Source organism: Streptomyces sp. B6B3, assembly GCF_039871525.1.
Lineage (GTDB): Bacteria > Actinomycetota > Actinomycetes > Streptomycetales > Streptomycetaceae > Streptomyces.
The window spans coordinates 356909-374977 of sequence record NZ_JBDPLU010000001.1 but is presented as its reverse complement, the minus strand read 5'-3'; the positions used below and the strand labels follow the sequence as shown (position 1 = coordinate 374977).

At 73.7% G+C, this 18069-nt stretch carries 14 protein-coding genes; 6 read left to right on the top strand and 8 right to left on the bottom strand.

The genetic code is table 11. From position 1 onward, the window contains the following. Positions 1-150 precede the first annotated feature (150 nt). Genes ABGB06_RS01570 through ABGB06_RS01560 form a run of 3 tightly spaced genes read right to left on the bottom strand, consistent with a single transcriptional unit; the run spans position 151 to position 4945 of the window. Positions 151-1335 (bottom strand): NAD(P)/FAD-dependent oxidoreductase, encoded by a 1185-nt coding sequence (locus tag ABGB06_RS01570; RefSeq protein ID WP_347584752.1) that lies wholly within the window; start codon positions 1333-1335, stop codon positions 151-153. Between the two features lie 59 nt (positions 1336-1394). Continuing rightward, a complete protein-coding gene (locus ABGB06_RS01565; protein ID WP_347584751.1) occupies positions 1395-2948 on the bottom strand; it encodes an amino acid adenylation domain-containing protein in 1554 nt (517 codons plus the stop codon). Further along, positions 2945-4945, bottom strand: coding sequence for a beta-ketoacyl synthase N-terminal-like domain-containing protein (locus ABGB06_RS01560; RefSeq protein ID WP_347584750.1), 2001 nt, complete (start codon positions 4943-4945; stop codon positions 2945-2947). The genes ABGB06_RS01565 and ABGB06_RS01560 overlap by 4 nt, the downstream gene beginning before the upstream one ends. 740 nt (positions 4946-5685) lie before the next feature. Between ABGB06_RS01560 and ABGB06_RS01555 the strand changes: the two genes are divergently transcribed. Further along, positions 5686-6729 carry a GAF domain-containing protein gene (locus tag ABGB06_RS01555; protein ID WP_347584749.1) on the top strand — a complete coding sequence of 348 codons (1044 nt, stop codon included), beginning with the start codon at positions 5686-5688 and terminating at the stop codon, positions 6727-6729. Between the two features lie 119 nt (positions 6730-6848). On the opposite strand, the gene ABGB06_RS01550 is transcribed toward ABGB06_RS01555, so the two are convergent. Together ABGB06_RS01550 and ABGB06_RS01545 are read right to left on the bottom strand one after the other, a co-directional pair. Next, positions 6849-7580 carry an FHA domain-containing protein gene (locus ABGB06_RS01550; protein WP_347584748.1) on the bottom strand — a complete coding sequence of 244 codons (732 nt, stop codon included), beginning with the start codon at positions 7578-7580 and terminating at the stop codon, positions 6849-6851. Between the two features lie 271 nt (positions 7581-7851). Further along, a complete protein-coding gene (locus ABGB06_RS01545) occupies positions 7852-9885 on the bottom strand; it encodes a serine/threonine-protein kinase (protein ID WP_347584747.1) in 2034 nt (677 codons plus the stop codon). Between the two features lie 135 nt (positions 9886-10020). Here ABGB06_RS01545 and ABGB06_RS01540 point away from each other — a divergent pair, with 135 nt between their 5' ends. Together ABGB06_RS01540 and ABGB06_RS01535 are read left to right on the top strand one after the other, a co-directional pair. Continuing rightward, entirely contained in the window at positions 10021-10659 is a 639-nt protein-coding gene (locus ABGB06_RS01540) for a nucleoside/nucleotide kinase family protein (RefSeq protein ID WP_347584746.1), read from the top strand. Positions 10660-10710: 51 nt separating this feature from the next. Further along, positions 10711-11997, top strand: coding sequence for an MFS transporter (locus ABGB06_RS01535; protein WP_347584745.1), 1287 nt, complete (start codon positions 10711-10713; stop codon positions 11995-11997). 153 nt (positions 11998-12150) lie between these two features. Here ABGB06_RS01535 and ABGB06_RS01530 read toward each other — a convergent pair whose 3' ends face one another. Genes ABGB06_RS01530 through ABGB06_RS01520 form a run of 3 tightly spaced genes read right to left on the bottom strand, consistent with a single transcriptional unit; the run spans position 12151 to position 14810 of the window. Then, entirely contained in the window at positions 12151-12996 is an 846-nt protein-coding gene (locus tag ABGB06_RS01530) for a DUF4232 domain-containing protein (RefSeq protein WP_347584744.1), read from the bottom strand. Continuing rightward, positions 12980-13462, bottom strand: a complete 483-nt coding sequence (locus ABGB06_RS01525; protein WP_347584743.1) for an RNA polymerase sigma factor — start codon at positions 13460-13462, stop codon at positions 12980-12982. The genes ABGB06_RS01530 and ABGB06_RS01525 overlap by 17 nt, the downstream gene beginning before the upstream one ends. 22 nt (positions 13463-13484) lie before the next feature. Next, a complete protein-coding gene (locus tag ABGB06_RS01520; protein ID WP_347584742.1) occupies positions 13485-14810 on the bottom strand; it encodes a hypothetical protein in 1326 nt (441 codons plus the stop codon). A 211-nt stretch (positions 14811-15021) separates the two neighbouring features. Between ABGB06_RS01520 and ABGB06_RS01515 the strand changes: the two genes are divergently transcribed. The 3 genes from ABGB06_RS01515 (at position 15022) to ABGB06_RS01505 (ending at position 17982) form a co-directional block, all read left to right on the top strand. Further along, positions 15022-15954: an endonuclease/exonuclease/phosphatase family protein gene (locus ABGB06_RS01515; protein ID WP_347584740.1), complete on the top strand. Its 933-nt coding sequence runs from the start codon at positions 15022-15024 to the stop codon at positions 15952-15954. 156 nt (positions 15955-16110) lie between these two features. Beyond that, positions 16111-16545: a type II 3-dehydroquinate dehydratase gene (gene aroQ / locus ABGB06_RS01510; RefSeq protein WP_347585409.1), complete on the top strand. Its 435-nt coding sequence runs from the start codon at positions 16111-16113 to the stop codon at positions 16543-16545. Positions 16546-16698: 153 nt separating this feature from the next. Further along, complete coding sequence (locus ABGB06_RS01505) at positions 16699-17982, top strand: phosphoribosyltransferase family protein (protein ID WP_347584739.1); 1284 nt, start codon at positions 16699-16701, stop codon at positions 17980-17982. Positions 17983-18069: the final 87 nt, after the last annotated feature.

The following is an 18069-nucleotide window of genomic DNA, read 5'->3' as shown; positions in this document are numbered from 1 at the left end:
CCGTGGGGAGGAGTTGCGACGGGTTCGGATGCAGCGTCAGCAACGGTCAACCGACCGGTGCACCGTACCAGGTCATGCCGCAGTTCGATCGTTTGAGGGCGATGATCTTGACACCCTGATCACTCCCTGGCTTCTCCCGAAAGTCTTCGATCACAGCAGCGCCATCAGTCGTGGGGTGTACAGGGCCTTCGGGCTCTCGATGCCGGCGACCAGATCGAAGTAGGTCGCCGTCAGCTCGGCGTCCCGGCCCACCGCGCGCAGCAGCGAAAGGCGCTGCTCGTGCGTCTCCAACCGGGCCACCGAGAGGGTTGCCTGGTACCCCTCGGTCAGCGCGGCGTCCCGGTCCTCCGCGTACCGGCGCAGCGCGTCGTCCAGCCAACCCGGATCCCCCAGTCCCGCGCCGACGTGCCGCACCAGGGACTCGGCCTGGAAGAAGGCGTCACTGATGCCGCGCGCGGTGATGGAGTCCTTGTGGTGCCCGGCGTCCCCGACCAGCGCCCAGCCGGGTCCCGACGCCTGCCGGAAGAAGTTCTGCTGGTCGCCGGTGCCGCGCAGCCGCTCCACCCGGCGGCCACGGCCGGACATCCGCTCGTACAGGCCGGGGGCGGTGGTGCGGATCTGCTCCAGATAGGCGCCGTACGCGTCGGTGCGCACCTCGTCGAACCGGCTCTGCGGGAAGTAGGCGAGCACCAGCGTCGCGCCGCCGTGGGTGGCCACCGCCGCCACCCAGCTGCCGGGCCGCTCGTACAGCTCGAAGACCGCCGGCACGTCCTCCCAGTACGCGTAGTAGGCACAGGTCAGCGGAGCGGTGCTGGTGGTGAACGGGGCGCCGCACAGCGCGGCGACCCGGGAGCGCATGCCGTCCGCGCCGACCACCAGCCGGGCCCGCTCGACGAACCGGTGCCCCTGGTGCACGCCCTCCACCCCGACGACCCGTCCGGACTCGTCGCGCAGCAGGCCGGTGACGGAGCAGCGGGGGCGGAACTCCACCCCGGACGCGACCGCGGCGTCCACCAGCATCGCGTCGAGCACGTGGCGGCGCGGCGCGTACGCCGCGCGCTGGCCGGCCACGCCCCGACTGCACCCCTCGAGCCGGACGTCGGCCACCTCGTACACCGCCCGGTCCAGCGGCGGACAGCCGGTGACCCGGAGCCGGTCGAGCAGCCCCCAGCGGGCCAGCGCCGCGACGCCCGGCTGGTGGACGAGGTGGGTGGACAGCGTGTCGGAGGGGAACTCCGCCCGGTCGAGCAGCAACACCCGGTACCCGGCGCGGGCGAGCAGCATGGCCGTGGGCGAGCCGGCGCACCGCGCGCCCACCACGATGGCATCGAACATGTGCGAGCCTCACAGACAGTCGGAGAGAGGGCTTCCGGGAGTCAGTCGTTGCTGGGGGGTCACTCGCGGGTGCTCCGCAGCGCGCCTGCCAGGGCGCGGCGGTCGATCTTTCCGTTGGCGTTGAGGGGCAGTTGGTCGAAGACGGTGATCCGGCGCGGCACCATGTACGACGGCAGCCGCGAGCTCAGCGCGGTGTACATCGGCTCGGTGTCGCAGCCGTTGCCGCTGACCGCGGCTTCCAGGTCCTTCTCCCCGTCCCGGCCGTCCACGGCAAGCACCACGGCGTCGCGGACGCCGTCCTGCTCCCGGAGCAGCGCCTCGATCTCGCCCAGTTCGATCCGGTAGCCGCGGATCTTGACCTGGTGGTCCACCCGGCCCATGTGGACGAACTGGCCGTCCTGCACCACCACCCGGTCGCCGGTGCGGTACCAGTGCCGTTCGGTCAACGGCTCCGCCCCGGTGTACGGGCGCGCCGTGCCGTTCGCGTCGAGAGAGAGGAAGCGGCCCGCGTTGTTCGCGGGCACCAGATAGCCGGGGAAGCGTTGGGGGCCGCGCACGCAGAGCTCGCCGTCGGCCGCCGGTCTGCCGTCCTCGCCCAGCACCACGCACTCCAGGGTGGGGTAGCAGGTGCCGATCGGCACCGTCCCGTTGGCCGGGCGCGGCCAGTCGGCCGGGTCGCGGGGCAGCCGGTACTCGGTGCAGGAGACGGTCAGTTCGGTCGGGCCGTAGAGGATCTCCAGCTCGCTTTCGGGCGCGGCGGCCCGCCACGCCTCGGCCAGTTCCACGGTCAGCGGCTCGCCGCCGAAGACGCTCCACCGCAGGGTGGGCATCACGCCGGGCCGCAGGGTGCCGAGGCGCGCGGCGAACGAGACCAGCGACGGCACCGAGAACCAGTGCGTGAGCCGGTGCGCGTTGACGAACTTCACCGGCGACATCAGCTGGCTGCGCATCGGCACCACCAGCGTGCCGCCGGAGAGCCAGGCCACGAACAGGTCGTACAGCGAGCCGTCGAAGGTCAGGTCGAAGGACTGCGACAGCCGGCTGCCGGGCCCGGCCTGGTACCGGGGCACGATGTGCCGCAGATAGGCGCAGGCGTTCCGGTGCAGGATCGGCACGCCCTTCGGGGAGCCGGTCGAGCCCGAGGTGAAGATGACGTACGCGATGTCGTCGGGGCCGGCGGGGCAGGGCGGCGCCGGCAAGGACGGCGGTCCGGCGGCGGCCAACTCGGCCGCCTCCACCGCCAGATGCCGCACGCCCAGCTCGGGCGCGGCCTCCCCGGCGTCGGACAGCACCAGCTCCAGGTCGGCGGCGGCGGCCATGGCCGCGTTGCGCGTCGCCGGGAACTCCGGGTTCAGCGGCACCACCGCGGCGCCGGTCCGCAGCACCGCCAGGTAGCCGGCGTAGGCGGCGACCGAACGCCCGGCCATCAGCCCCACCCGACGCGGCGGCGCGCCACCGTTGGCGGCGACCAGCCGGGCCGCGAGCGTCTCGGCGAGGTCCCGTAGCTGACGGTACGTCAGCCGCTCCTCCCCGACCTCGAGGGCCGGCTGGTCGCCGTGCCGGTCGGCGGACCCGGCGAACCAGTCGTACAGCGTCTGCGGTCCGGTGGTCATGCGGCCTGTGCCTCCAGCACATGGAGCCATTTACGGAACTCACCCACGGTGCGGAGCTCGGCCAACTCCTCGGCCTCGACGTCGTAGCCGTGTTCACCGGCGAGCTTGAGGATGATCTGCAGCCTGGCCAGCGAGTCGATGCCCATCTCCGACAGTAGGGAACTATCCGAGTAATCCGAGTACGAGCTGCGCGCGTGCTCGCGCAGCACCGCGGTGGCCAGGTCGCCGTCCGACGCCTCGTCCGTGCGCTCGCCCGGCCAGTAACGCCGGGTCTGCCACGGGTATCCGGGCAGCGGAACGTAGCGGCTGTCGGGGCCGAAAACGGCCCCCCAGTCCACCGGGTGGCCCTGACGGTAGCGTTCCGCGAGCGCGGCGGGAAGGGCCGCGGGCTCGTCGCCGAGCGGCGAGAGGGTCGCCGCCCACCGCGGATCGCCGAGCGCGGCCACCATCTCCTGGTGCGAGGTGGCCACCACCGCCATCCGGTACGGGTGGTGCTGCCGGCGCGTCGCGGCGCTGAAGCAGATGTCGCGCAGCGAGTACGCCGAGCCGGCCCCGTCGGGCCCGAGGTAGGCGGCGTAGGACCGGGCCAACTCGTCGAGCGCCTCGGGCGAACGGGCCGAGAGGACCAGCACGTAGGCCTCGGCGCTCGGTCCGTACCACCGGGTCTCGGCGTGGTCGGCCGGCCGCGGTTCGGCCTGCCGGACCACCAGATGCGCGTTGAGGCAGGACGCGCCCTGCCCGTTGACCCCGGCGACGGCGTGTCGGCCGTGGGGGCGCAGCGGCTGGAGGCTCAGCGGGATGGTCAACGGCAGCCGCTCCCAGGGCACGGACGGGGAGGGCTCGGTGAGGTTGAGGCTCGGCGGCACCTGGCCGTGCTCCAGGCACAGCACGGTCTTGATCAGGCCGGCCATGCCGCCGGCCGCCTCCGCGTGCCCGATGTTGGTCTTGATCGAGCCGACGAGGGCCCGGTCGCCCGCCGGCCGACCCTCGCCGAGCACCTCGCCGAGCGCGTGGAACTCCGCCTGGTCGAGGTTGGGCGAGCCGGAGCCGTGCGCCTCCACGAAGTCGACCTCCGCCGGGGTGACCGCGGCGTCCTCGTAGGCCCACCTGAGCACCTCGGTCTGGCCGGCCACCGAGGGGTTGAGCAGCGAACCGCCGCTGCGGCCGTCGTTGCTGACCGCGCTGCCCTGGATGACGGCGCGGATCCGGTCGCCGTCGGCTATCGCGTCGGACAGCCGCTTCAGCACGACGACGCCGACGCCGTCGCTGGGCGCGAAGCCGTCGGCGTTCGCGTCGCCGAACTTGCTCCTGCCGTCCCCGGCGATCGTCCCGGCCTGCGTCATCATCACGCCCTCGTCGGGGCGGAAGGCGAGGCTGACCCCGGCGGCCAGCGCCAGCGGGCTCTCCCCCGCCCGCAGGCTCTGCACCGCCGAGTGGACCGCGACCAGCGAGGACGAGCACGCGGTGTCCACCAGCACGCTGGGGCCGCGGAAGTCGAAAACGTACGACAGCCGGGCCGGGATCATGGAGCGGAAGTTGTGGTAGTACCCCGGCGACACCGACTCCAGGCCCTTCCGGAACTGGCCCTCCAGGTAGTCGGCGCGGGCGTTGCCGACGAAGACGCCGGTCCGGCTGCCGGCCAGCGCCTCCGGGCACTGGCCCGCGTCCTCCAGCGCCTCCCAGGACGTCATCAGCAGGAGCCGTTGCTGCGGGTCGAGTTCCACCGCCTCCGCGGTGGACAGGCCGAAGAACTCCGCGTCGAACTCGGCCACGCCGTCCACGTAGCCGGCCCGGCGGCTGCCGATCGTGCCGGGCGCCGCGTCCGTGGCGTACAGCGCGTCCACGTCGTACCGATCCTGCGGCGTCTCGCTCGTGGCGTCGACGCCGTCGCACAGCAGCTGCCACAGCTGGTCCGGCCCGGAGGCGCCGGGGAACCGGCAGGCCATGCCGATCACGGCTACCGAGCGGGCTTCGACATCCGCTGTCGACCTCTTCACCAGTTCTCTCCTTCGAAGTTCCCTGACGTCGTGCGATGGTGCCGGTGGCGGCGTCGGCGCCGGCCGGGCGCGGCCCGCGCCCGAACGCGGACAGCACGAAGCCGCCACGAGCTGGATTGGATGATGCTGAACCAGGTCCTGGTCAGCGACACCCGGGCGGGCGTCTCACCCGGTCCGGGGCCGGGCCGCCGAACGGCCGTCGGCCACGCGCCTCGCCGATGCGGACTTTTCCGACCACCCGTCGCGACCCGGGGGTCAGGGAGAGCCAACCGGCCAGAACCCTCTCCGGTGATGGTTTCGAACGGACCAACCCACGCGTCAATGTGAGATAGTTCATAGTCCTGAGGGTGACGAAACGGCGAGAACGCGATCGAACCCGCGCCGACCTCGGCGGGAGCACGGTCGCAGGATGCCCCAGGCACGGGTCGTCCGCGCGGTCGAACGCGGCCGGGCACCTGGGTGGCAGTACGCACGTTGGTGATGACGACAAGCCCACGGCATGTCATTGTCGTACGACTGAGCGCATCTGCTTGTTGTTCTTTCAAGGAATGACGGGAAGTGATCGCTTGGTGATTGAGAGCCAACGAAGTTGGACAAGCTCATGGGTTGGGCATATGCCGACCGCACGGGCCGAGTCCCCCGCCAGCGGGGCAACGGTGCCGATGAGCTTGTGACCAGACAGGGCCGAAGTTCAGTCTGGGGCGGCGCACAAGGATTCAGTTCTGGTTTCATGTTCGACCATGGACCCCCTGACACCCGATCAAGCCCGGAGCGAGGGTGAGCAGCGCCGGCGCCGGCTGCAGGTACTTGGCCTGAACGAACCCGAGCCAGAGGCCAAGTTCGACCGCGTCGCGCGTCTCGCGGGCACCCTCGCCCAGGCCCCCCTCGCCATGGTCAACTTCATCAACGACGAGCGGCAGATGTTCCGCGGGATGTACTCGCCGCCGACCGATCCCGACGATGGCGAGCCCGGTGCGGACCGGAGCATCGCCTTCGACCTCAGCGACATGCCCGACCTCCCCCGCGAGGCGCCCAGCGACTACGGCTTCTGCCCGCACGTCGTCGCCCAGGGATCCCCGCTGGCCCTGGACGACGTCTTCGACTACCCGAGGTTCAAGGGCAATCCGCTGGTCAACGAGATGGGGGTGCGCGCCTACCTGGGCACGCCGCTGGTCGACCACACCGGCATGATCCTCGGCACGGTGTGCGTCGCCGACGTCCGGCCCCGTCAGTGGGGCACCCAGCACGTGGAGGGCGTGCAGAGCCTCGCGCAGACGCTGCTGTCGGAGTTCCAGCTACGCGACAGCCTGCTGACGCAGCAGCAGGAGATGTTCGCGATCTTCGACGGGGCGCCGTTCCCGATCATGCTCACCCAGGGGCCCGAGCACCTGCTGCGCTACGCCAACGCCAAGCAGGGCGCGGCGTTCGGGCGGGTGCAACAGCTCAGCCCGGGGCGGCGGGTGCTGCCGGGGCTGGACTCGGTCGGGGTCTTCACGACCATGGACCGCGCCTTCCGCACCGGTCAGTCGGCGACCCTCTCCGAGGCGCGGATCGCCTCCTACGACGCCCCCTCGGCGCAGGTCTTCACCTTCACCTGCACGCCGGTGCGGCTGTCGCCGAAGGCGCCGGTCAGCGGCGTGCTCACGGTCGCGGTGAACATCACGGGGCAGTCCACCGGCGAGGAGGCACAGCAGATCGCGGCCGACTTCTCCTCGCACGTCGAACGCCTCGGCGCGGGTGGTCAGTGGCCGGGCTCGGGCCAGCAGTACGAGAACAGCGTGTGAAGGTTCTGGGGTACCGGAGCGGCCACCGCGTGAGGCTCACGGGAACGGGTGAACGGTTCGCGGATCCCGTGCGGTGGCCGATTCCCAGCCAGAATCGATCGGGTGCCGGCCGGTCCACGTCAGTCGGGCCGGGCGTCCAGCTCGGCCAGGTCCGGCGGCACCAGGGTGGTGGAGACCAGCAGCTCGGTCAGGAGGTTGTGGTTGAGCGCGTTGCCGACCGGCTGGCCCACCTCGGCCTCGGTCAGGCCGGCGACGCCGGCCCGGGACAGCCGCTCGCGGACCGCGGCGACCCGGTTCGCGACCTTCCGCGGTCCCCAACCGGCGCCCGGCTGCAACGCGTCGAGCTGCGCCGCGGCCTGGTGCCACGTCAGCGGCTGCGGCGACGCCTCGTGCAGCAGGTACCGCTGGCCCAGCACGATCAGCGCGAGCCGCTCCTTCGGCCTGAGCCACCAGGTCCGGGGCGGCCGGGTGGGATCGTCGGGCCGCGGCGGCCTCGGGCCCTCCCCCGCACCCGCCACGTACAGTTCGAGCACGTGCTCCCGGCCGGCGGAGCCGCGCACGAAGAGCGGGGTGTAGCCGTCGGCAAGCGGCACCGGCTCCTCGCTGGTGAACAGCATCAGCGATCCCGGCATCCGGATCGGCGAGCGCCCGGTGTTCGCCAGCCACCAGCGGCTCTGCCGGTGCGTCAGCATGCCCTGCTGGCGGCTCACCCTGGCGTCGTCCTCGCCGACGCAGACGTGCACGTCCGGCCGGTTCCGGCCGAACAGGATCTCCCGGCCGTCGCCCGGTCGAAGCCGGAAGCCGCCGGCGAGCGACCGCACGAAGATGGTCCCGGGCGGTGAGTCGGGCACACCGAACGCCAGACTCGCCTGCCCCGGCGGAAGCCCGTGATCTCCGCCATTCGTCGGCCTCGTAGGCATCCGGACGCCTCCCGTTCTCTGGTACCCCCGGGACCTCTTCGCCCCCGTGCCGTCATGGTCCCGCGCCCGCCCGGGACCGGTCCCGGTTTTCGGCGGCCCGCGCCTCCCGGTTGGGGGCACCTCCCAGCCTCCCGGGCTGGGGGACGGTCCCGGTTTCCGGCGGGCGCGGTCGCGGGAGGGGCCGCGGATCAGGGGAGGGGGATCAGGGGAGGGGGAGCTCGCCGGCGGCGGCGCTGAGCAGGTCGCGCGCCACCTGGCACAGCTCGTCGACCGGCTCCGAACCCCACACCGTCAGCCGCACCGACTCCATCGCCTCCCCGCCGTCCGTGTCCACGTAGGGGCGGTACTCCAGCTGCGCCAGGCAGCTGTCGTCACCCTCGCCCTCGGGCAGCAGGGCGCCCGTGTAGCCGGCCAGTTGGGTGGGCTGGCCGTCGTCGGGGCCGAGGAAGGACGGTCGGTCGAAGCGCAGGTCGACGAAGTAGTCGCCGGCGCCGCCGCCCCATTCGCACTGCCAGTCGCCGAAGCCCGCCTCCGGATCGGTGGGGTCGAGGCCGGGCACCACCCGGGTGAACGCCTCCTGGCTGATCAGGTGGCAGGCGTTCCGCCAGGCCAGGGAGTTCTCCGGAAAGGCCCCGGTCCGCCGGGCGATCTCGCCCGTGCCCTCGTTCAGCACGCCGACGGCGTGCTCGGTGGCGGCGTCGGCCATGGCGCACAGGTCCACGGGATGGTCGTCCCAGTACTTCGCGGCGATCCAGATCCAGTACCCGTCGGCCAGCAGCAGATTGCGCCCGCACTGGTGCTCGTCGCCCGGCTCCGGCAGCACACCCACCCAGCCGTCCGGCTCCGCCGCCAGGAGTTCCTCGGGCGCCGGGGTGTTGTTGATGTCCAGCATCACGTCGACCTCGGTGCCGTCGGGCAGCTCGACCACCACGTCGCAGCGGTCGAAGTTTCCGTAGTCGCGGTCCAGTTCGGCGGGGCCGAACTCGCCCAGCGGGGCGGGATCGATCAGCGAACAGGGATCGGCGGCGGTGGGCTCGCCGACGACGGAGTCGGGCGGTCCCACGTCGTCGGGCGGGGGGAACTCGAAGGGGAAGCCGAAGACCGTGGGGAGGACCACGGCGGCCACCGCCAGGCCGACGCCGGTCGCCACGGCGGGCGGCCGGCGCCACCACGGCCCCGCGCGGGTGCCTCGTCCGGCGCCGCCGGACGCACCACCGGACGCACCACCCGATGCCGTGCCCGGGGCGCCACCGGCCGCGACTGGCCGCGGGGCCCGGTCGGCCTCCGGCACGTCCGCGCCCGCGTCCGGGTCCGGGCGGGGGGCGGGCGGTTCCCGCGTCTCCCAACGCGTCCCCGTCTCCGTCCCTGTCTCCGTCCCGGTCCCCGTCCCGGTCCCCACCCCGGTCGCCGGCCCCTCGCCGAGCAGCAGCAACCGGGCCTCGGCCACCGTGGGCCGGCGATCCGGGTCGGGATCGAGCAGTCCCGCCAGGCCGGGCACCGGCAGCCGTTCGCATTCGGACGGCGGTTGCCGATAGCCGCGGGCCGCCCACATCAGGGCCTGGGGCGTCTCGCCCGTCCCGTACGGCGAGGTGCCGACCAGCGCCGCGTACAGCGTGGCGCCGAGGCTGAAGACGTCGGCGGCGCGGGACGGCCGCCCGCCCCAGGCCGTCTCGGGCGCCATGTACGCGGGCGTGCCGTCGACCACGCCGGTCTCGGTCCGGGTCACCTCCTCGCCCTCGATCCGGGCGGTGCCGAAGTCGATGACCTTCACCGCGTCCCCGGCCGCGACCAGCACGTTCCCGGGCTTGATGTCGCCGTGCACCAGTCCCCTGCCGTGCAGCGCCTCCAGCGCGCTGGCGAGCTGGGTGGCGATGTGCACCGCCCGCCGCGCGGACAACGGTCCGTGTTCGTCGAGCAGTTGCGCCAGGGTGTGGGCCTCCAGGTACTCCATCACCAGCCAGCAGGTGACCTCGGACCCGCCCTTCCGCCGCTCCCTGTCGAAGGCGACGTCCATCAGGGTGATGACGTGCGGGTGCGGCACCCGGGCGGCGTTCCTGGCCTCCTCGCGCATCCGGCGCTGGGTCCGCCGGGTGAGGTCGCCGTCCACATGGGCGCGTTTGAGCGCCACCGGCCGTTTCAGCCTCCGGTCGGTGGCCAGCCACACCACCCCCCTCCCCCCGGTGCCCAACTGCCGGTCCAGCAGGTACCGGCGGGCGACCAGCTGCCCAGCGAGCACGGGCCCTTCCCCTCCCTCGACGGCGGAACGGTGCCCGTCCTATCAACCGGGGCCGGAGCGATGCGGCGTTTTCCCACAATCACCACACGGAAGGGCTGCCGCGGAACGGCGTGGGTCGCGGGGGATGATGGGGGCGTGAGCAGCGAACTGGCGCGGTTGGCCGAGGACGCGCGGCGGCTGGTGCCGGCCGATCCGGGAGTGCGCGCGGTGCTCGGGCTGGCCGGCGCGCCGGCCGCCGGCAAGTCGACGCTGGCCCGGGCGCTGGTCGCCCGGCTCGGCGGCCTCGCGGCGTACGTGCCGCTGGACGGGTTCCACCTCTCCAACGCCCAACTCGACCGGCTGGGCCTGCGGGACCGCAAGGGCTCGGCGCCGTCGTTCGACGTCTGGGGCTACGAGGCGCTGCTGCGCCGGCTGCACGACGAGGGCGCCCGCGAGGTGTACGTGCCCGACTTCGACCGCATGCTCGACGAGCCGATCGCCGCCCGCCACCGGGTGCCGCCGGCCACCCGGTTGATCATCACCGAGGGCAACTACCTGGCCTGCGACGCCCCCGGCTGGCGCGAGGCCCGCGCGCTGATGGCCGAGCTCTGGTACGTGGACGCGCCGGACGGGCTGCGGGACGCCCGGCTGATGGAGCGGCACACCGCGACCGGCCGAACCCCCGCGGCGGCCCGCGCCTGGGTGGACTCCAACGACGCGCCGAACGCCGAGTTGGTGCGACCGTCCCTGGCCCGCTGCGACCGGGTCGTGCGCGGCTTCCCCGTTGTAGATTGAGATCACGGGGAGTACGGCTCCCGGGTGGGTGGGCTGTCTCGGAGGCATGCCGTGCTCCAGCACCCCTCGTCCGGCTCCACGTCCGATCCCGTACCCGGCTCCACGTCCGGGCCCGTTTCCGACCCCGCGTCGGACCTCGCACCCCGTTCGTTCGCGCGCTACCGCTCCGTGCTCCGCGTCCCCGGCGTGGCCGGGCCGCTGGCGTCCGTGCTCGCCGGCGCCGCCGCGATCGGGATGCTCGACCTGGCGCTGCTGTTCCTCGGCCGCCACCTCACCGGCTCGCTCGCCGTCGCGGGCGCGGTCACCGGCGCGTTCGGCGTGGGCAACGCGCTCGGGCTCCCGGCCCAGGGCCGGCTCATGGACCGTCTCACCCCGACCCGGGCGAAGCTCGTGCCGGGGGTGGCCGGTGCGGTCTGCGGCCTGCTGTTGCTGCTGGTGGGCGCGGCGCTGCCCACGGGGGTGCCGGCCTGGCTGCCGGTCGTGCTGGCCCTGCTGGCGGGCTTCAGCCTGCCGGCCACCACCGCGGGCACCCGGGTGCTGCTGCGTGAACTGGTCGCCGACCCCGCGCTCCGACCAGCCGCCTACGCGCTGCTCGGCGCGCTCTTCCAACTCGGCTTCCTGCTCGGCCCCGCGTTGGTCTCCGGCCTGTGGGTGGTGGCAGGACCGCGCGCCGCGGTGCTGGTGTCGGGGCTGCTGGCCACCGGCTCCGGGCTGCTGTTCGCCACGGCCGGGTCGGCCCACGGACACCCGCCGGGCGAGGCGGCGCCGAACGAGGCGCCGGCCTCCCGACCCGGCGGGCGCGGGGTCCGCACCCTGGCGGTCGGCAGTCTGGTCGGCGGCCTGGCCGCCGGGCTGATCGGCGTCGGCGTGCCGGCCGTGGCGCTGGAGGCGGGCGCGCCGGCCTGGGGCGGGGTGCTGCTGTCGGTCAGCGCCGTGGGCACGCTGGCCGGCGGCGTCGCCTTCGGCGCGCTGTGGCCGGCGCCGCGGGGCCGGGACCTGCCGACGTCGCTCGTCGCGGCCGCCTGCGCGGCGCTGCTGGCCGCGGCCTGCGCGGGCAGCCTGCCCGCGTTCGGCGTGGCGCTGTTCGTGTCCGGCGTGTGCGCGGCGCCGGTCGGTCTGATCGGCTCCGCGCTGCTCGACGTGGTGGTCGCGCGGCACGTGCTCACCCAGGCGTACGCGCTGCTGATCTGCGCCCAACTGCTCGGCGCCGCGGCCGGGTACGCCGCCGGCGGGGCGCTCGCGGGCGCGGCGGGGCCCGCCGTGCTGTTCGGCTACGCCGCCGCCGCGCTGGCCGCGGCGGCCGGCTGGGCGCTGGCCCGCCGGCGCACCCTCGGCTGAGCCCCGGACGCCGCCGAACCAGCGGCACAGCGAAAGGGAGAACCGGAGCAACGGAGCCCCGCAGGAGCAGAGGAACGGCGCCTGCCGCCGGAGCCGCTCTGGCACCGGACCGACGGCGGGCGCCGCGTCCGTGAGGACCTGACCGGGGTTGGGTCAGGGCTCGTGGACGACCTGGACCTCGAGCAGCGTGACGTCCCTGTCCGCGCAGCCGAGGATGCCGTTGTAGGAGATGAAGAGGGATTCGGTCTCGTCCGGCGGGTAGACCAGCAGCCCGCTGGTGTCCACCGGGTCGCAGTCCTCCGTCGGGTAGTTCTCCGCCCGGGTGAGGCGCACGTCGGACTGGGCCATGGCGCCCGGTTCGAGCAGCACCTGCTCGGGGTCGCCGCCCTGGTCGGAGCGCGTCGCGGCGCTGCCGACCTGTTCGGACCCGTCCTCGGCCAGCAGGGAGACCCCGGGATAGCCGGTCATGGTGCAGGCGACGTCGCTGGTGTTGGTGAACCGCAGCGAGAAGTACACGGAGCCGGCGCCCGAGTTGGCGGGCCCGTCGGTGAGTTCGAGCTGCGAGACGTCGCACGTCTCCGGCGCGCTCTCGACCGGGTCCGGGTCGTCCGACTCCTGGGGCGGCGACTGGTTCGAGGGATCCGGGTCCGGCGCCGGGTCCTCACTCGCCTCCCCGGTCGGCTCGTCCGTCGGCGGTTCGCTCCGCTCGGTGTCGGGGTCGGGGTCGGCGCTGACGTCACGCTCGTCGCTGGCGAGCGGCGCCGGGCCGGTGGTGTTGTCGTCGGACGGTGTCAGGCTGAGCACCGCCATCGTGGATCCGGCCAGGCAGACCACGACGCTGGCCGCGACCACGGCCACCCGGCGGCGGCGCCGGGCGGTGGCCCGGCCGCGCAGTGCCTGGAACGTGCCGGGCGTCGGTTCCAGGCGGGTGTCCGCCGGCGGCCCGAACGCCTCGGTGATCTCGGACGGCTCGTCGCGGCCGTCACGTGGTGATTTCATGGAGTCCCCTCAACGCGATCCGCAGGCGCTCTCTGGCCTTGTGGAGATCGCTCTTGACGGTGCCGGGGCGACGACGCAGCGCGGACGCTATCTCGTCCACCGGCAGACCGGCGTAGTAGTAGAGCAGGACCGGCACCCGCAGCCGGTCGGGCAGTGCCTCGACCAGGGAACGCACCTCCAGGCCCTGGTCGGCGGCTGGTGCGTGCTCCCGGTAGCCGGCACCCAGCCGCCGGGTGGCACGCCGCTCGCGCTCGAGGCCGCGCCAGTGCTTCTTCACCAGGTTGGCGGCGACCCCGAACAGGTAGGACTCCGGGCGCTGCACCGTGGACCATCTGGACCACAGGCGGGTGAACGCCTCGGAGGCGATGTCGTGAGCGGTCGCGTCACTGTCCACCAGGCCCCGGCACCAACCGGCCAGCCGTGGATAGAAGTCCTCGAAGAGTGCCTCGGCGTCGTCGCCGCTCATCACGATCCCCCTCAGAACCGGTCTAGGCCACCACCACCATCTCCCATCCTGAGCTCGGTGTCTCGCCGACCTCCAGGTTCTGGAGGTTCGTGACCACCTGCGGGTCCTGCGCCTCCAGCCAGTCGCAGAGCTGCCGGAACGAAACGAAGCGGACGTCGTCGTAGGTCGCCATCTCGCGCAGCGACTCCTCCACCGCGTCCATGTAGATGCCGCCGTTCCACTGCTCGAAGTGGTTGCCGAGGAACAGCGGCGCGCGGTTGGTGGTGTAGGCGCGTTCGAAGCCGGCCATGAACGCCCCGCGGGTCTCCTCCTGCCACGTCGGGTACGCCGCCGGGTCCCCGTCGGTGCCGCCCGACTGGTTGGCCAGCATGCTGTAGTCCATGGTCAGCACCTCGAAGTCGTGGCCGGGGAACGGCACGGTCTGGAGCGGGAAGTCCCACAGGGTGCGGCCGTCGCCGGCGTCCAGCCGGACCGGCCAGCGCTGGTAGCCGCCGGGCGAGCTCGCGTCGTAGCGCCAGCCGAGGTCGGCGGCGACGGGCAGCAGGTTCTCCTGGCCGAGCAGACAGGGCGTGCGGCCGCCGACCAGTTCCTTCGTGTAGTCGAACGGCAGCGGGTCGAGGTCGTCGAAGCCGGTGTTGCCGCGCCATTCGCGGACGAAGGCGATGGCCTGGTCGATCTCGGACCGCCAGTCCTCGGGCGACCAGTTGGCCACCGAGCCGGCGCCGTCGCAGAAGTGGCCGTTGAAGTGGGTGCCTATCTCGTGGCCCTCCAGCCAGGCGGCGCGGAGCTGCTCCAGCGTCTCCCGGATGTGCGCGTCGGTCAGGTAGCCGATGGCCGAGGCACCCTGCGGGTTGCCGGGCGGCAGGTAGCGGTCGCGGAGGCCCTCCGGCAGCAGGTAGAGGCCGGACAGGAAGAAGGTCATGGAGGCGTCGAGTTCGGTCGCCAGGGCGCGGAACCGCTCGAAGAGGCCGTCGTCCAGCGCGGCCGCGCCGTCCCAGGAGGCGACCACGAACTGCGGCGGCCGCTCACCCCTGGCCAGCCGGCGGGCCTCCGGCTGGTGCGGCTGCGGTCCGGTGTCCGCGGTGGACCCGTCGCCGATCAGCCGCGGATGCTCCAGGCTGGGCTCGGGGTCGCCGCCCGGGCCGGGCGAGGGGTCGTTCCCCGGCGGTAGATCGGTGGGCGGGTCCGACGGCGGGGACACCGGTAGCTGCGTGCGGAGCCGGGAGTTGCCGCAGGCGGCGGTTCCGAGGAGAGCGGCGGCCCCGAGGGCGAGCAGACTCCGGCGGCGCGGGTCACGACGCGGGGTGCGGTGGGGGGTGCGGCTCGGGTGCTCTGCCTCGGTGCTCACGGCGCGGCTCACTTCCTGTCGGATGGTTCACCGCGTCGATCCCGCAGGCGGCCCTCCGGTTGTCACGAACACATAACGACCGCCGCGGGGGTGGAAAACCTCGCGCATTTCGATTTCCGTTTGGGCGCGGGCCATCCGCGGTCCGGCGGGACAACACGGTCGGGGCGGACAGTCCTCGTCGAACGAGCGAACGCGAACAAGGGAGACAGCGATGGGTGTGTCACGGCGTGAGGTGCTCGGCGTGGCCGGGGCCGCGGGCGTCGCCGGGATGGCCGGGGTCTCGGGCGTGGTGGGAGCCGGCACGGCGGGCGCGACCGAGCGCCGCCAGCGGGCCGTGATCGGTGAGGCAAGCGGCGACCGGCTGCACGTGGTCTCCTTCAACATCAGGTACGACGCCCGGGCCGAGCCGGGCACGCCGGACTCCTGGACCGACCGGCGGCCGGTGCTCGCGGAGTTCCTCGCCACGGAGCGGCCGACCGTGCTGGGCGTGCAGGAGGCGCTGTACCAGCAGGTCAAGCAGGTCTCCGACGATCTGCCGCCGTACTTCGAGTGGATCGGCCTGGGCCGGGAGGGCGGCGGGCGCGGCGAGTTCATGGCGGTGTACTTCGACGCCCGCCGGGTGGAGCCGCTGGACTACGACCACTTCTGGCTGTCGGACACGCCCTCCGTCATCGGCTCCGCGTCCTGGGGCAACACCGTGGTGCGGATGGTGACCTGGGTGCGCTTCCGGGACCGCCGCACGAACCGCGAGTTCGTGCACCTCAACACGCACTTCGACCACCAGTCGGAGAACTCCCGGCAGCGCAGCGCGGCGTTGGTGCGGGACCGGATCGCGGAGTTCGACCCCGGCCTTCCGGTCGTGGTGACCGGAGACTTCAACACCCCGGCGGGCGACTCCGAGTCCTACCGGATCCTGGTCACCGAGGGCGGCCTCGTGGACGCCTGGGACGCCGCCGAGCAGCAGGTGACGCCGGCCTGGGGCACGTTCCCCAACTACGGCGACCCGGTCGAGGGCGGCACCCGGATCGACTGGGTGCTGGCCAACGGCGGGGTGACCGTGCTGAAGGCCGCGATCAACCCGTTCCGGGTGGACGGCCGCTACCCCTCCGACCACATCCCGGTCCAGGCCCTGGTGCGGCTCTGACCCTCGCCCCGCCCCCGCCGGCCCCCGGCGCGGCCCGCTCCGGGAGCCGTGCCGGCCTCACGTCGGGGCCCCGCGCCCGCCACCGCGTCCGGCGGTGGCGGGCGCGCCTATGCTGGGGGCGTGCCGACACCGCAGCCCTCCGCGCCGCCCGCCCTGATGCTCCTGAACGGGCCGAACCTCAACCTGCTGGGCCGGCGCCAGCCGGAGGTGTACGGCACCGACACGCTGGCCGACGTCGAGAAGCTGTGCGCCGAGGTCGCCGCCCGGCACGGCGCCACGGTGGACGCGCGACAGAGCAACCACGAGGGTGAGCTCGTCGACTGGATCCACGAGGCGCGCGAGCGGCACGCCGGCATCGTGATCAACCCGGCGGCGTACTCGCACACCTCCGTCGCGCTGCTCGACGCCCTCGCCACCTGCGACGCGCTGCCCGTCGTCGAGGTGCACATCTCCAACATCCACCGGCGCGAGGCGTTCCGCCACCACTCGTACGTCTCGGGCGTCGCGGACGCGGTGATCGCCGGCTGCGGCATCCAGGGGTACGGCTTCGCCGTGGAGCGGGTCTGCCGGCTGCTCGCCGAGCGCGGCTGACCCGCCGGCCGCCCCTCCCGGCCCTCCGGCCCGGTCGACCCGCGCGGCGTGCGGGTCCGGCCGGGTCGCGGTTCGATGGAATCGAGAGATCCGGGGAACCCGGGAGGGACACGGCAGCGAGGAACGCGGACGACGCGGGAAGAGGGTGATCCCATGGCGGTCTCCTATGCCGACCGCTCGGAGGCCGGGCGGCGGCTGGCCAGGGAGCTGATGGGCCTGCGGGGGCGGGAGCTGGTGGTGCTCGGCCTGCCGCGCGGCGGCGTCCCGGTGGCCACCCAGGTGGCCAGGGCGCTGGACGCCCCGCTCGACGTGAGCGTGGTGCGCAAGCTGGGCGTGCCGTACCAGCCGGAGCTGGCCATGGGGGCGATCGGCGAGGACGGCACCCGGGTCATCAACGAGCAGGTGCTGAGCTCGGCCCGGATCGACGAGCGGGACGTGGCCAGGGTCGAGGCGGTGGAACGGGCCGAGCTGGAGCGACGCGCCGAGGCCTACCGGGGCCGGCGCGGCCGGGTCACGGTGCGCGGCCGGACGGCGGTGGTGGTGGACGACGGCATCGCCACGGCGGCCACGGCGCGCGCGGCCTGCCGGTCCGCCCGGGCGCGCGGCGCCGGGCGGGTGGTGCTGGCCGTTCCCGTGGCGCCCGCGGACTGGGCCGACCGGGTGGGCGACGACGCGGACGAGCTGGTCTGCCCGGAGACGCCGGCGGAGTTCTACGCGGTGGGGCAGTTCTACCGGGAGTTCGAGCAGACCACGGACGAGGAGGTGGTGGCCCTCCTCGACCAGTCGCGCGGCGGCGAGATCGGCGTCCCCGTGGACGGCGGCGAGGTGCGGCTGAGCGGCGAGCTCACCGTGCCGGCGGGCGCGACCGGGGTGGTGGTGTTCGCGCACGGCAGTGGCAGCAGCCGGCACAGCCCGCGCAACCGCTTCGTGGCCGACGCGCTGAACGACGCCGGCCTCGGCACGCTGCTGTTCGACCTGCTGACGCCGCAGGAGGAGCTGGACCGGGGCAACGTCTTCGACGTCGGCCTGCTGGCCCGGCGGCTGACCGCGGCCGCGCGCTGGCTGACCGGCGAGGGCGGCGGGGCGACGGGCCTGCCGGTCGGCTACTTCGGCGCGAGCACCGGCGCCGCGGCGGCGCTGTGGGCCGCGGCGGAGCCCGGGGCCGTTCCGGTGTCGGCGGTGGTCAGCCGGGGCGGCCGCCCCGACCTGGCCGGCGAGCGGCTGCGCGACGTGACCGTCCCGACGCTGCTGGTGGTGGGCGGCCACGACGAGGCGGTGCTCGACCTCAACCGCGCGGCGCAGGCCCAGCTGGCCGGCCCGAGCGACCTCGTCGAGATCCCGGGGGCGACGCACCTCTTCGAGGAGCCGGGCGCGCTCTCCGAGGTCGCCGAGGTGGCCCGCACCTGGTTCCACACCCACCTGACCAGGGCCCGCTGAGCCCCTTCCCTGGGACGAACGGCGGCGACGAGCCCCGGCCGGCCGGCTCACCCCGGCCGCCGCCGACGGCGACCACGTCCGCACCGT